Annotated in this window: 15 protein-coding genes; 1 reads left to right on the plus strand and 14 read right to left on the minus strand. The window is 52.6% G+C overall.

Going from position 1 to position 14521, the window contains the following annotated elements:
• The 10 genes from EVJ33_RS08825 to EVJ33_RS08865 form a co-directional block, all read right to left on the minus strand.
• A complete protein-coding gene (locus EVJ33_RS08825) occupies positions 1-1242 on the minus strand; it encodes an MFS transporter (RefSeq protein WP_131436353.1) in 1242 nt (413 codons plus the stop codon).
• A 124-nt stretch (positions 1243-1366) separates the two neighbouring features.
• Complete coding sequence (locus EVJ33_RS08830) at positions 1367-2050, minus strand: response regulator transcription factor (protein ID WP_131436355.1); 684 nt, start codon at positions 2048-2050, stop codon at positions 1367-1369.
• A 3-nt stretch (positions 2051-2053) separates the two neighbouring features.
• On the minus strand, positions 2054-4591 hold the full coding sequence (locus tag EVJ33_RS08835) for a sensor histidine kinase (RefSeq protein WP_161566924.1): 2538 nt from the start codon (positions 4589-4591) through the stop codon (positions 2054-2056).
• 134 nt (positions 4592-4725) lie between these two features.
• Complete coding sequence (locus EVJ33_RS08840; protein ID WP_201739687.1) at positions 4726-5004, minus strand: hypothetical protein; 279 nt, start codon at positions 5002-5004, stop codon at positions 4726-4728.
• A gap of 111 nt (positions 5005-5115) precedes the next feature.
• The gene (locus EVJ33_RS08845) at positions 5116-6165 is read right to left on the minus strand and encodes a C45 family autoproteolytic acyltransferase/hydrolase (RefSeq protein ID WP_131436361.1); all 1050 of its coding nucleotides are present in this window, start codon (positions 6163-6165) and stop codon (positions 5116-5118) included.
• A 63-nt stretch (positions 6166-6228) separates the two neighbouring features.
• On the minus strand, positions 6229-7002 hold the full coding sequence (locus tag EVJ33_RS15610; RefSeq protein WP_236634577.1) for a methyl-accepting chemotaxis protein: 774 nt from the start codon (positions 7000-7002) through the stop codon (positions 6229-6231).
• Between the two features lie 12 nt (positions 7003-7014).
• The gene (locus EVJ33_RS15615) at positions 7015-7968 is read right to left on the minus strand and encodes a HAMP domain-containing protein (protein ID WP_236634578.1); all 954 of its coding nucleotides are present in this window, start codon (positions 7966-7968) and stop codon (positions 7015-7017) included.
• 97 nt (positions 7969-8065) lie between these two features.
• Positions 8066-8515 carry a hypothetical protein gene (locus tag EVJ33_RS08855; protein ID WP_131436362.1) on the minus strand — a complete coding sequence of 150 codons (450 nt, stop codon included), beginning with the start codon at positions 8513-8515 and terminating at the stop codon, positions 8066-8068.
• A 12-nt stretch (positions 8516-8527) separates the two neighbouring features.
• The gene (fabZ, locus tag EVJ33_RS08860) at positions 8528-8950 is read right to left on the minus strand and encodes a 3-hydroxyacyl-ACP dehydratase FabZ (protein ID WP_131436363.1); all 423 of its coding nucleotides are present in this window, start codon (positions 8948-8950) and stop codon (positions 8528-8530) included.
• Positions 8951-8963: 13 nt separating this feature from the next.
• Positions 8964-9215 (minus strand): DNA-directed RNA polymerase subunit beta, encoded by a 252-nt coding sequence (locus EVJ33_RS08865; protein WP_029594701.1) that lies wholly within the window; start codon positions 9213-9215, stop codon positions 8964-8966.
• Positions 9216-9421: 206 nt separating this feature from the next.
• Between EVJ33_RS08865 and mscL the strand changes: the two genes are divergently transcribed.
• Positions 9422-9799 (plus strand): large-conductance mechanosensitive channel protein MscL, encoded by a 378-nt coding sequence (gene mscL, locus EVJ33_RS08870; RefSeq protein ID WP_131436364.1) that lies wholly within the window; start codon positions 9422-9424, stop codon positions 9797-9799.
• 27 nt (positions 9800-9826) lie between these two features.
• On the opposite strand, the gene EVJ33_RS08875 is transcribed toward mscL, so the two are convergent.
• The 4 genes from EVJ33_RS08875 to EVJ33_RS08890 all read right to left on the minus strand — a co-directional run bounded on the left by EVJ33_RS08875 (position 9827) and on the right by EVJ33_RS08890 (position 14383).
• Positions 9827-10702 (minus strand): glycerate kinase family protein, encoded by an 876-nt coding sequence (locus EVJ33_RS08875; protein WP_236634579.1) that lies wholly within the window; start codon positions 10700-10702, stop codon positions 9827-9829.
• A 65-nt stretch (positions 10703-10767) separates the two neighbouring features.
• Positions 10768-11547, minus strand: coding sequence for a flagellar hook-basal body protein (locus EVJ33_RS08880; protein ID WP_131436366.1), 780 nt, complete (start codon positions 11545-11547; stop codon positions 10768-10770).
• An 11-nt stretch (positions 11548-11558) separates the two neighbouring features.
• Positions 11559-12332, minus strand: a complete 774-nt coding sequence (locus tag EVJ33_RS08885) for a flagellar hook-basal body protein (protein WP_131436367.1) — start codon at positions 12330-12332, stop codon at positions 11559-11561.
• 119 nt (positions 12333-12451) lie between these two features.
• On the minus strand, positions 12452-14383 hold the full coding sequence (locus EVJ33_RS08890) for a sensor histidine kinase (RefSeq protein WP_131436368.1): 1932 nt from the start codon (positions 14381-14383) through the stop codon (positions 12452-12454).
• Positions 14384-14521 lie beyond the last annotated feature (138 nt).

Below are 14521 nucleotides of genomic sequence, written 5' to 3' on the forward strand. Positions count from 1 at the left end.
TTATGCTTCCGTCGGTTTGACGGTTTCTTTTGTGAACAGCATCGCGATCATTCCGATGACGAGTAAGACTGCTGCCAAGTAAAATCCGGTTTGCATCGATCCAGATTGGTCGACCAAATATCCCGTGAGGTAAGGGGCCAAAATCGACGACGTCATTCCGACGAAGTTATAGACACCGAACACGGTTCCGTACACTTTTTTCGGAGCGTTGTTCGCTACGAATGAGAGGAGGACCGGATCGAGCGCTAACTTCCCAGTCAATCCGTAGATGATGAGCGCCGTGAACAGGAGCGGTGTGCTCTCGACGAAGACGACTGCTAAGATTGATGCAATCGATAATGGTACAAGTACGAATACGAGTGGTTTTTTCTTGCCCATCTTATCCGACAGGTAACCGATTAATAACGCACCTGGGATAGAGGCCCATGGGACGAGTGACGAGATGAAACCGACATCGCTTCCTTGGAAACCACGCTCCACTTGCAGGTATTGCGGGAGCCACGTGAGGATCATGAAGAAGCCGTAAAGTGAACAGAAGACCATGACGAATGTTGCGAGCAAGTTGCGATTTTTAAATAGGCTTATGATCTTGAAGTCAGATTTATCAGCTGTGTTTTCGACACGTTCTGGACGCTTCTCTTTGACGACGAACCAAATCAAAATTCCGGTTAAGATTGTTGGAATCGTCATGAAGTAAAACGGTGTCCGCCAACTCATTCCGAGTTCGAGCGTCAAGTAACTCGATGAGATATAACCGAGCGAAATACCAAGTGCCATCCCGCTGTTGATGATGGCCGTTCCAATCGTCAAAAATTGTTTCGGAATCGCTTCCGATGATAGCGCATATTGCGGACCGTAGTAGGTTCCTTCTCCAAGTCCTGTGATTGCCCGGGCAATCATGAATAAGAGAAAGGTTGTAGCGAGTCCGGTGATACCGGTAAAGAGTCCGAATAGAATAAAACCAGGCACTAAAATGCGTTTACGTCCAAACTTATCGCCGAGTGAACCGGAAGGAATTTGGGCGATAGCGTACGTGAGGAAGAAGACACTGTTGATCAAACCGAGTTGTGCGTTGTTCAATCCGAATTCTTGCGCCAAGTTCGGCATGACCGGATTCAAAATGGTCCGGTCGGCATACATAAACATCCAACCTAAGAAAAAGACGGCGACGACTTTCCACCAATACGGGATGCGTTCTCTCTTCGCCTCTAAAACGGGTTGAGAGACTGGGGATGTGCTCATGGGGTTACTTCCTTTCTATTTTTGGTATCGCTTACATGTTTACTTTACGTCTCACCCCATAAGAAACGCATAAACAGAAAGAGGGTCTCCGTAACAATTCCATAAAAAAAGCGCCCTAAGGCGCTTACGAGAGTAAGGCGTATCCGATGCCCGGATACGTTTTCAGTTGATCGGCCGCCCCCATCGCTCCGGCCGATTTTAATTTCTTACGAATCCGACCGATCGTGACCCGCAAATATTCCACTTCTCCCCCATATTCTGGTCCCCAAACGGCTTGAAGCAGCTCACGGTGTTGGACGACTTGATCTAAATGCTTCACGAGCTCTAACAGAAGAGAAAATTCATTTTGAGTCAATTTGACTTCTTGTCCTTGGTGAAACACCCGATTTCGCAAGCGATCGATTTCTACCCCTTTGATCTCGACCGTATTGTCGCGCGTTTCGGTCACGCTCGAACGCCGGAGCACAGCTTTCACCCGAGCAAACAACTCCTCCAACGCAAACGGCTTCGTCAAATAATCATCTGCTCCTAAATTCAACCCGTCGACTTTATCTTTCGCCTGACTCCGCGCCGTCAGTAAAATGACCGGGACGTCTGAGACGGTGCGGAGACGGCGTAAAACCTCAAAACCGTCCATATGCGGCATCATGATATCGAGCAGTACCAAATCAATTTGACGGCGCTCGACATCCTCTAAAAAAGACGAGCCGTCCGGGTAATCATGGACCGTGTAACCGAGCGACGATAAATTGGCTGCCACGAATCGCGCGATTTTCTTCTCATCTTCTACAATCGCAATCGTCTGCATGATTTATTCTTCTCCTTTCGGTAACTCAATATAGAATCGAGTGCCTCGACCCAATTCACTCTCCGCCCAGATCTTTCCGCCATGGGCTTCAATGATTCCTTTACAGATTGCCAAACCAAGCCCGGTCCCGCCTTTACGTCGCGTCGACTTCATTTCGACTTGATAAAAACGGTCAAAAATCCGTTCCAAGTGATCTTGGCGAATGCCGATCCCTTGATCTTCGAGGATGAGGGTCCATGTGTTGTCAGATTCGTAAGTCCGAATTTGAATCGTTGGCGGACCGTCACTATACCGAACCGAGTTGGTCAGCAAGTTGACGAGCACTTGTCGGAATCGATTGAAGTCGACTTCGACGACGGCTGGTCCCTGCAAATGATAAGTCGTATACGTATCAATTTGAAGTTCATGAATGATGCCTTCGACATAAGGTTTCAACAGGACCGCCTCGATCTCGACCGGGAAGTTGCCAGATTCGATTTTCGTGATGTCGAGCCAATCGTCGATCAGTTGTCGGATTCGTTGGGAATCTTCTTGAATCCCATGCAACAATTCATGGCGGAAGGACGCTTCCCACGTCACATCTTCCCGCATCAACGTCTCGACACTTCCACGGATGTTCGTGAGTGGCGTTTTGAACTCGTGCGAAGCGAGTGAGATGAGGTTGTCCTTCAACTGATCGATTTCGACTTCCCGTGTCACGTTCCGCACGATGTAACCTTGTCCAATCGAATCAGAGGAATCGACGACCGAGAACGGTTGGACTTGGAAAATCTGCTCGTCTCGCAATAAGCGCAGCGGCGCATTCCCCACCATATGTTCATCCATGAGTTGCTGCCAATCGTCAGCACGGCTCGATGCGTACAAGTCAAAATAGACTTCCATGAAACGGTTCACGTATTCGATTTCCCCTGCCTCATTCAAGACGATGACACCTTCTGACATACTGCTCAACGTCGCATGCCATAACGCATTTTGCTTCGTCGTCTCGTCAACGAGAAGCTTATTGTCGAGTAACATCGAGAATGCGTCCGCTAACGTGTGGAGAAAAATGTCTTCCCGCTTCGAAATCGTCTGATTCATCGTCAGCCCAACGAGAAGCATGCCACTGGCCTGTCCCCCGTAATACAGCGCATTGACTTGAAACCGGTAGGCGTCTTGCTGGGTCTCGATAAATTCATACAAGCTCTCTTGCGATAAAATCGCATCTTTTGAGATAACCTGGTCCGGTAGCGAGACGAACAACGGATATGGCAAGATGGCAGATACCTCCCGCAACGTGCTCTGGACAAGCGCAATCGTGTCCGGTGCATGACGGAACGACGTCATGAATTGATTCAGCGCCTGTAACTCTAGATTATTTTGCTCTAATTCATGCGTCCGCACTTTCACTTTTTCTTCGAGTGCCTCGTTCAATCGTCTCAAATTCTCTTGTCCCGCCCGGACATCATCCGCCATCACGGCAAATTGTTTGGCCAGTCCAATGATTTCTTTCGGAGCCTGAATCGAAGTCAAATGGGTTACCACATCCGGTGCCTCGGCACGGTCGACCATCAATTCGGTCTGATTTACGAAGTCGGCTAACGACTGATTGAGTTTTCGTGACAATACCAATCCGAGCACGAGCATAATCGTTGCTACGATTAAAAACAGAATCGTATTCGGGAGTAACGTTTTGGCGATGGCGGATATGATGCTATTCACAGGACGCGCAATCCATACCGTCCACTCATATGTCGGGACTTCTGCATACGTGGCAAGTTGTGATTGTTGTGTTTCCTCATCGTACACACGCCACACATTTCCCCAAAGCGGATCTCCCGACTCGTTCGGATTCGTTGCAATCGCTTTCACTTTTGTCAACGGGTAGTCGTCTGGATGAAAGACGATTTGATTGCGGTCATCGACGACGACCGGGTATTGTAACTCGTTAAAATTGTTATCAATCAGGGTCTCGCCAATCCCTTCTAGGTTGAGTGCACCTAACACGTATCCTTCCATCTCTTCTCGTTCATTAAAAATGGGAGTCGCAATGACAATGAGCGGTTTGCGACTCCCGCCTCTTCCTTGAAACACGTGCGACACATACGTCGTCTCGCTCGTTTGAATCCGTTCGAAGTAAAATCGATTGCTGAAATCCAATCCAATGTTCGAGACCCCATCCTCATTCGTCATCGGAGAGAAGGCGATCGTCTGTCCCGATGAATCGGCAATGTACAAATTTTCAAATCTTGAATTATGGCGTTTGATGTTGTCGAGCATCGCTTGCTCCCACTCCACCGACGCACCCGTCTCTCGAGATAGACTGATATTGACCGCAGCCGTTTGAATGACTTGGCGACTTTGCTCGATATAGTCGTACACAATCGATTGCATCTGTTTCGTCGCGATGTCTTGTTGAGCGAATTCTTCTTTTACGTTCTGGACCGTGTCCGCCAAATAAATCAATAGTGAGAATAAGCCTGAGACGAGAATTAGTAAGATAAAATCAAATAACAGTCTGCCTCTAAACGTTTCTCGCATCGCTCGAATCTGCCGCATCATGTTCATCACCACCTATAAAAAAAGAGTAGCACGGTTTATACTTTTTTTAGATACTCCTCCGATTTTTTTATGTTTTTGTTATGGCGATGTCGTGACAAAAAAAGAGTTGACCATATATGGCCAACTCTTTTGACTTATCCCCGGCTCTTTCGTGTGACCGCCACGCCACCAAACCCGCTGATGATGGCGATATAGAAACCTAAATCGTAGAACCAACCGGTGTTGTTCACTTCGTAGACGCGATATGTGTCATTGAATAGTCCTAAAACGAGTGACACCGGTGCGATCCACCCGTGCCAGACGCCCCAAAAGAAGCCGGCCGGGTCGGTCGTGTACGTCCCGTCGCCCGGCACACAGCCGCCGAGGACGACAATCAAACTGAGCATGATAGCTAGTAATCCGATTCGTTTCATCATAAATCCCTCCTGTTTGTTGTATTCCCGGTTTTACGGAAAACAGTGCGGCCTGACGTGCGTCAAACGAACAAAAACAAGTAGCGACACGGTATCGCTACTTGTTTTTCGTTATCGCCAAAGTTGGACCGTGTTCGCGAACTCGATATCGGTCGCGATCTCTCCGTCGAGGGCATGTAACTCAAAGTCCTTGCCGTCGAGCCACTCCTGAAAATCGAAGATGACCGGGTCGCGGTCGCCGCCTAGGGCGAACCACGTCTCGAGCGTCTCCGGGAAGTAGGCCGCCGTATGAATCGTACCGGCCCAGCTCTTGTACAGCTCCGAGAAAACGCCCTTGTCCGAGTCATTCATGAGCCGGAACGCACTCTCGGCGTCCTGGACGATATGTTGATACATCTTGATTTCCATCATCCGACGTGTTGAATCATCAAGATGGTAGCGATTCTCGTGCTGCAACAGTTCGAAATGGTTCGTGCAGATATTCGACTCGCGGACACGGATGTCGCGCGGTGTCGCCTCGATGACGCGTGTCTTCGACGACTTGTCGTGGACGACATACGTGAACGAGCCGCGGTGCGGAATCTCTTGCAGCAGATCGACCGCCTCTTCGACCGTGGCGCACGTCTCGAGAATCATTCGGCCGATCATCTGGCAGACGAACCCATCTCCAGGCCGCCGGCGGTTGATGAAGTTATAACCCATGGCGAGCCCTTTCTCGTTCATCCCGTCCATCCGGCCAGTGACACGCGAGACGGGCCCGATGACGGCGTAGCCTTCGTCTGGTTGGAACACGTTATAGCGTCCGTCGTATGTCATCGGGTGATAGTCATAGTTGCGGACGAGGAAGTTGTCCCCCGTCAAAATCGAACAGCCGCTGACCGGATTATTGACCCGGAAATGACCGAAGTGAAGGAGCGTGTCAGCGAGCGTCAACTCGAGCTCGTCCTGCAGACCGAGCAGTTCCTCCCAAATCTTCGGAGCGAACCGGTCGAACGCCTGCTTCGCCTCGCGCTCGTCGATCTCAAAGCGCGGGACGCGGAGCTTCCACTGGTCGGTCCGGTTCTCGAGCAGTTTGCTGCGCTTAATATAAGTACCTTGAAAGCGGCCAAAGTCGTAGTGACTGCCGCGGAATTGTGTGAGTTCACTTGAGACACGTTGCATGAAAAAACCTCCCTTGCGCCTAGTATAACGGACGCAACGGAGGTCTGTCTGACTTGAGACTGTTTACAACTTGAACTGTCGGCTCATGCGTTGCATGTCCTCGGCCGTATGCGACAAATCTTTGACGAGCCGGTTCATCGTCTCGCTCGTCGCCGACATCTGTTCCGTCGAGGCGGCCACTTCCTCGTTGCCGGCCGTACTCTCTTCCGAGATGGACGCGATGTCTGACAGACCGCGTTTGATGTCGTCTTGGTTCGTCTTGACGCGTCCAAGTTGTCCTTGCATCGAGTTCGTCAGGCGCTGCATCTCGCGCACGCTCTGCTCGATCTCATTGAAGGCTCGCTTCGTCGCTTCAAGCGTCCGCTTGCCGTCCTCGGCGGCGTGCATGCTGTCCGTGAACGCCTCACCGAGCGCGATCGAGTTCCGTTTGACGCTGCCGACGATTTCAGAGATCTCACTGACCGACCGGGCCACACTGTTCGACAACTTTCGAATCTCGGAAGCGACGACGGCGAAACCTTTCCCATGTTCGCCAGCACGGGCCGCTTCGATGGCCGCGTTCAAGGCGAGCAAGTTCGTCTGTTCCGAAATTTGACGAATCATCGTGACGAGCGCCGTCACTTCGTCCGCCTGTTGCTCGAAGTCTTTCACTTGGCCTTGTGACTCGCGTACTTGCAGATGGATGTTCGTCATCTTGCCGACGGCATCCTCCATGAGGAGGAGCCCTTCGGCCGTCACGCGACTGACGACTTCCGCTTGTTCGCTCACACCGCTTCCGTCGTGTGCCGTCTGGTCGACGAGTCCCGAGAACTCGTTCATGTGTCCGTACAGTTTCATTGTGAGAACGCTCTAGTTCTCGACGCCGCCCGCGATTTCTTCCATCGTGAACGCGATTTGGCGCGAGGCATCGTTCACTTCTTCTGAAATGCTCGCCACGTTGCCACTCTCATCGCGCACCGTCTGAGCTGACGACTGCAATCCGGAGATCAAGTCACGAAGCATCTTCGTCATCTGATCCATCGAAGCGGTGAGCCGCTTGATTTCGTCGTTCGCCTTCAACTGAATGTTGTCCATCTCACGAGCTGCCGTCGCCAAGTCGCCACTCGCGATGTGCGTCGCGACGCGTTCGAGCTCACGGAGCGGACGGAGTTTCCAGCCGAGGTAACGCCAGATGATGACCGAGGCGATCCCAAGCAAGATGAGGAGCCCGATGAGGATCGGCGGCAAGCTCTCTTGGAGCACGTCTTCCGTCACCGCGGCGACGTCGCTCGCCCCTTTGTCGATTCCGAGGACGCCGATGGTTTCTCCGCCTTGTTTGATTGGAACGAGCACGGTCATATAGTCCCCGTATTCCGGGTCTTCGACGATTGGTGTCGTGACGGTCCCACCTTCAAACGCCGCTCTCGCGTCCGCGAATGACGTCGCTGTCGTCGGTGTGCCGATATCGACGGCGTCCGACGCGCTCATGCCGTCGACGATGATTTGAAGTTCTTCGCCGTCAGCTGCGAGTGTGTACACGTACATCGCCCCGATTTGCGTCCGATATGTGTCGAGCTGTTCCCGAAACTGCTCGAACTGTTCATCTTTCGTCGGATTCTGTAAAAAAGTCGCATACGCTTCCGTGTCGATTGCCTCGCTGATGCGGGCCCCGTCCGCCAACAGGACTGCCTGCATCGAGCTCTGCACCGTATGCTTCGTGCTGACGTACTGCAACACGCCGAATGTGACGATCAGCAGCGTGATGAATGCCAACATCATCGCCAAAATTCGCGTCTGCAGTGACTGTGGTTTGTTTCGTTTCATGTGATTCCCTCCATTCGTCCTTACCCCCTATATCGGACGACTGGCGAAAAGAGTCCACAAAAAAACGGATGATTTTCGACAAAAATCATCCGTTTGTTCATTCATTTGTCGAATCCACAACCTCGAGCGGCATCGAGACCTCGGCCTCGCCTTCTTCTCCGATATGGAAGAGGGGGAGTGTCTCGGTGACGAATAGGTCAGGGTTCAAATCTGCTTGATAGACGTACGTCCGCACGTCCCCTTCGCGTTCAGCGACAAGTTCACCGAACGGGATTGGGACACGGGTGCCGTCGACTTCATAACTGATGATCGTCGTCGGATCGAGACGGCGGTCTTCGAGCATCCGAATCGTGAACAGCATCGTCGAGCTGTTCGTCCGCTCGAGCGAGACCGCAATCGATTCTGATTGACCGGCCCGTTTGTCGATCATCGCATCATCGACGTCCTGCTCGAACACGACGTTTTCTTCGGCCGGGTCCTCTTGTACTTGTTGACAACCGACGATGGCCGCCAATCCGAGAATCAAGGCAATCACCAATACGCGCATCTCGTTCTCTCCTCACTTCAAGGCGAAAGTGAGTTCTGCTTCACAAGCAATTTCTCCATCGACTGTCGCCACGGCGCGCCCTTTACCGATTGGTCCGCGCACTTTCAAAATCTCGACCTCGAGGCGCAATTGATCACCCGGGACGACTTGACGTTTGAAGCGGCATCCATCGATGCCTGCGAAGAACGCGAGCTTGCCGCGATTCGACTCTTGCTTGAGCATCGCGAACGCCCCGACTTGCGCGAGCGCCTCGACAATCAACACGCCAGGCATGACGTTATAGTCTGGGAAATGTCCATTGAAGAACTCTTCGTTCGCCGTCACATTCTTTAATCCAACGGCCCGTTTGCCTTCTTCGACTTCAAGAATTCGGTCGATGAGCAAAAACGGGTACCGATGCGGAATCACTTCTTTAATCTGTTCAATCGTGTACATGGTTCCACCACCCTTATGATGTTAGCCAAAAATCGGTGATATGGCGCCACGTGTCGATGTTGAACACGTCCTTCCACTCGCCTCCGCCAATCACGCTGTACCCGATGATGGCCCCAATCGCAAGCATCACGAAAGCCAACAACAGGACAACGATGACGCGTAACAAGATCGGGAAACGTCGATGATTCGATAATCGTTTCCGCTCCGTCCGCTCTTTAGACTCGGTCTGTTCCGAGCCGTTTTGTTCTTCGTTCGCCACGTCCATACATCCTTTCAGCTGAATTAATTATAACATATTAGTACCAGGTAATAAAACTGTAGCATGATTTCTCTTTAAGTGTAACGTATCTACCATACGTCGAACAAGCGCCCGGCCTAGGGCAAGGGCGACGCTTATGTGAAAAATACTGTCCGCTTCCATCTATGCTGTGCTACCGTAAGAGTATTCATCATTTAGGAGGGTTTATTTTTATGTGGAAAGAGTTCAAAGAGTTTGCAATCAAAGGCAATGTCATCGACCTGGCCGTCGCCTTCATCCTCGGGGCCGCCTTCACGGCCATCGTCACGTCGCTCGTCAACGACATCTTCATGCCATTCCTCGGCATCCTCATCGGCGGCATCGACTTCTCGACGCTCGCGGTGTCGGTGCTCGGCGTGAACGTGACGTACGGGAACTTTCTGCAAGAAGTCATCAAGTTTTTCCTCATCGCCTTCGCCTTGTTCATGATGGTCAAAACGTTGAACCGTCTGAAACGTGAGAAAGCGGTCGAAGAGGCACCCGAACCGGAACTGTCACGTGAAGAACAACTCCTTTCAGAAATTCGTGACTTGTTAAAAGAGCGTCCATAACGTGTTAACGCCTGAACCGAAGTCGGTTCAGGCGTTTTTGTCGAGGATCGACATCACTCGGCTGACGGCATTCGTGAGGAGTCGTTCCGCTTGTTGCATCGCTTCCTCGAGCGTCATCACCCGGGAAACAATTGGGAACACGGCCTTGATACCGACCTCTGGCACCGCAACCAAGTCTGTTTGCCCGGCGAAAACGAGCGTCGGAATCCCGTGTGTGTGGGCGAGACGCGCCAACCCGTATGGCGCTTTCCCGTGGAGTGACTGTTCATCGAACCGGCCTTCCCCGGTGATCAACCAGTCGGCCGTGCGCAGCTTCTCCTCCAGGTTCGACCAACGTATGACTTCTTCAATGCCGCTCACGTATGAGGCACCGAGCTGATAGAGCGCGAAGCCGACGCCTCCGGCCGCACCTGCCCCAGGCCGCGTGGTCAAGTCGCGTTCGAAACAACGGGCGAATGCGGAAAGTCGTTCCTCGTAACTCGCGACGTCTTGCGGGACCAATCCTTTCTGGGGTCCGAACACGGCGGCCGCCCCCATTGGTCCAAGGAGTGGGTTCGTCACGTCCGAGGCGATGCGCCACTCGATATGGCGCGCTTCTGGAATCAGTTGTGACCAATCGCTTCGTACGACACGTTCGAGCTGATGTGGGAACGGTTCAATGACGTGTTCCATTGAATCGAGGAAGCGGACACCGAGTGCCTCGAGCAATCCCTTTCCTCCGTCGACGGTCGCGCTGCCCCCGAGTCCGACGGTAATGCGTGTCGCCCCACGCTCGAGCGCTTGCCAGATTTGCATCCCCGTGCCGTACGAACTGTAGCGCCACGGATCGAGCGAATCGACGAGTGTGAGCCCGGACGCCTCGGCGACTTCGACCACAGCCTCTCGTTCCGCTTCAAGCCGCATGTCCATCCCCCCTACTATTTCAGTGTAACGCAAAAACCGCCCTTCCGAAGAAGAACGGTCTGTGATTAACGGAGTGACGTCACAAGCCCCATCATCTGGTCGCTCATCGACAACGCCCGTGAATTCATCTGATAGGCGCGTTGCGTGATCGTCATGTCGGTCATCTCTTTCGTCAAATCGACGTTCGACGATTCAAGCGTCCCTTCCATCAACAGATTGCCGAGCGGACGGTCAACGTCCGCTGTCAAGTCGGCGGCATAGACGTTGTCACCTAGTGGACGCAGTGCCGACGTGTTGCGCACCTCGACGATATCGAGACGCCCGAACTCTTGCTCGACCCCGTTCACACTGGCGACGACCGTGCCGTCTTGACGGACGCGGTGTTCCGTCGCCTCGTTCGGCATGACAATCGGGTTGCCATCTGCACCTAGGAGGGCGTTGCCGTTCACGTCGACGAGCGTCGTCGTGTCACCGACCGAGAGTTGCATGTTCCCGCTGCGTGTCAATCCGACGCCGTTCTCCGTCTCGACGGCGAAGAACTGGCGGCTCGCTTTCAAGAACACGTCAAGGGCACGGTCCGTCTTGCGAATCTGGCCGATATTGAACTGTTGGCTAATATCAGCGACGTGGCCGCCGACGCCGATGCGAATCCCGTTCGGCGTATCGCGACCGACCTCGAGCTCGGCGCGCGGTTGATTGTCATACGCCTGCGACAAGAGCGAGGCGAAGTGGGTCTGTTCCCGCTTATAGCCGGCCGTATCGACGTTGGCGATGTTATGGCCCGTCACGTCGAGTTGACGCTGAAGCTGGGTGAGCGACGAGACCGAGTTATAAATCGATTGCATGGGCTTCCTCCTTAACGAATCCGAGCGATCTCAATGGCCCGCTCGGCACTCTTGTCATACGCTTGGACGACTTTTTGGTTCGCCTCGAACTGACGGTACGTCGTCATCAAATCGGCCATCGTCCGATCAAGGTCGACGTTCGCCTCTTCGATAAATCCTTGTTGGAACTGGACGTTCGCAGCGGGTGGAGCGTCTCCGTTGACCCGGTAGTCGTTCCCGACCTGCTCGAGCGTCGCTAAATCATTGACTTGGACGGCTCCGAGTGTCGCCACGTTCTGACCGAGCGACGTGATTTGACCATCGACCGACAACGTGAACTCACTTGACGGCAACTGGATCCGTTCTCCTGCGTCCGAGAGAATGTATCCTCCGTCCGCTGAGCGCAAGAAGCGCTCCTCATCGACCGCGAAGCGGCCGTTCGTCGTATAGAGCGTCTCGCCGTTCTGTTCAACGGCGAACATGGCAGCACCCGTCGCATCAGCCGGCACCTTCATATATACGTCGGTCGGGCTTCCCGTCTCCGAGATACTCCCGCTCGAGAACCGGGGCATCGTCTCTTGCAGGTAAACGCCGGTCGATAACGTGCCGACCTCACCTTGGACGCGCGAGCGCGCATTGCCGGGGTTACTTACTTGGGCGAGCAACATTTCCGGGAACGAACGGACGACGCCGTTTGACGCCTTGAATCCAGGCGTCCGGACGTTACCGAGGTTATTGCTCAAAATCTCTTGTTGGCGCTGGAGCGCGTTCATCGCGCCCGCCGCCGTATATAATCCGCGTAGCATGGTTCGTCTTCCTTTCATCGTTCAAAGTCTTCACTCTGTATATCGTACCAAATGAACGTTTCATTCACCGTTTTTTAAAAAAAACTAAAAAAACCACTTCGCCGTGAAGTGGTTTTGCATCAAGCGACAATCGGAAGTTCGACCATCATCGTCGTCCCGTTTCCAAGTTCCGAACGGACGCTGATCGTCCCGCCGTGCGATTCAATAATCTCTTTACAGATGGCGAGTCCGAGGCCGGTGCCTCCAATATTGCGACTCTGCTCGTTCTGGACACGGTAAAACTTATCAAATAGTCGTTCGGCATCTGCGGGTGCCACACCCATGCCTTCGTCTTCGATGGCGATCCGGATGACATCGTCCTCGCACGAGACGTTGACGGCGATATTTCCGCCGTCAGGTGAATACTTAATGGCGTTGTTCAAGATGTTTGAGAATACTTGGCGCAGTTGCGCCGGGTCTCCTGAGACGCGAAGCGTTTCATCACAATCGAAATGGAACGCATGCAACTCAGTCGAACCGGCATGAATCTCGAGAACGTCCGACAATAGTTCGAACAAACTCTCGACTTTAAAGTCTTGCTCCGCTTTACCGGCCTCCATCTTTTGAACATCAAGCAAGTTGCTGACGAGCCGCTCGAGCCGCGTCGTCTCACTGTGAATCATGCTCAAATAGCGTTTCCGCTTCTCTTCGTCGACGTGACGATGTTCAAGCAGTTCGGTAAAGCCGAGAATCGATGTGAGCGGCGTGCGAAGCTCATGAGACACCGTTGCGACGAGTTCCGTCTTCAAGCGGTCGACTTCAATCTCCTTCGTCACGTCCCGCGACACAAACATCACGCCGAAACGTTCGTCCTGCAGTTCAATCGGTTCGGCGTACATCCGTATGATACGTCTTCCCCCTTGCATCGAATACGTAAACGTCTCATCAAAAATTCCACAGTTCTTAGCCCGGTGCGTGAACCGATTGAGGCCGTCTTGATCATCAATTTGATCCATGAACGGTTCGTAAAACGCATCAATCGGATACAAGCTTTGACGGTCTCCAAATGGAAATGGTTGGTTATACAAATCGAACAACGCCTCATTGGCGAAGCGTCGATTCGTGTCCACTTCGACAAAGACGATGGCATCTCGCATCGTATGGAGAATCCGGGCCGTCTTCTCGCGTTCTTTCTCGAGTTCATCATGTTGGTGAATCAACGAGCTCGACATCTCCGTGAACGATTTCGACAGTTGACCGACCTCGTTTTGGAGCGGATCAATCGGGACGAGCGTCGCGTGCGGGTCGACTGCGAGCCGCTCACTGTTCGTGATGAGTGCCTCAAGCTGTTTCGTCAAACGAACGATATACGGTTGCAAACTGATGAACAGAATGAACAAGGCACCGAGTAGGATGAGCAACCATATCCACTGGGCTTTCGCAAGTTGTTCCGATAACTGCTCACGCAGTCCCGCCTCTTGAAAATCAAGGTCGGACCGATAGTCCGTGAACACCGATTCCATATCGACGATGCTCGCGCTCATATCGGCCGCACTATTTGAATTAAGTTTGAATCGCGTCTGATTCGATGATGCGTTGCTCGGCATGAGTTGGCCGACCGTTGCCATCTGTAAGAACGGCTCGTCGACCTCGCCGTTCGCTTTAGCAACGACGTAACGTTCCAGTCCGGGCATGACACGAGAAGTATAAATCGTGAACAATAGCCGCGCCTCTTCTGCGAACGTCGTCTCTTCGTTCGTCGCAGCGTTTTGTTCGAACCAGCTCGTCTGGTCGTCGATTCGGTCCTGGGCTCGTTTGACTTCAGCGAGTAACGCATCTTCTCCGAGCAAGACGTGCCCTCGCATCTCGTATTGCATCGACTGCCATGTCTCAAACAAATCGGTCGCCCGCGATCGTTGTTCACTGATGCGCTCAAGCTCGACTGTCGTTTCGCGGATCGCCTGTTGGGTATAAAAGTATGTGCCGAGTGACGTCAACGTGATTAAGGCAATCAATACGTAAAACACGGTGAGCACTTGGCGGCTAATTCGTTGTTCGATCCAGCGTTTCATATGTGGCCTTCTTTCATATCGGGGGATTGTCAGATTGGATAAGTCAGTATGTTCGGCTATTCAAAAAAGTCAGTTTCGTGTACGATAAGAAAACATTCGTCACGTTTATATGTGAACGATTAGTGTCAGTATATCGTT

The organism is Exiguobacterium sp. SL-10 (assembly GCF_004337025.1).
In the GTDB taxonomy this organism is placed as follows: Bacteria; Bacillota; Bacilli; order Exiguobacteriales; family Exiguobacteriaceae; genus Exiguobacterium.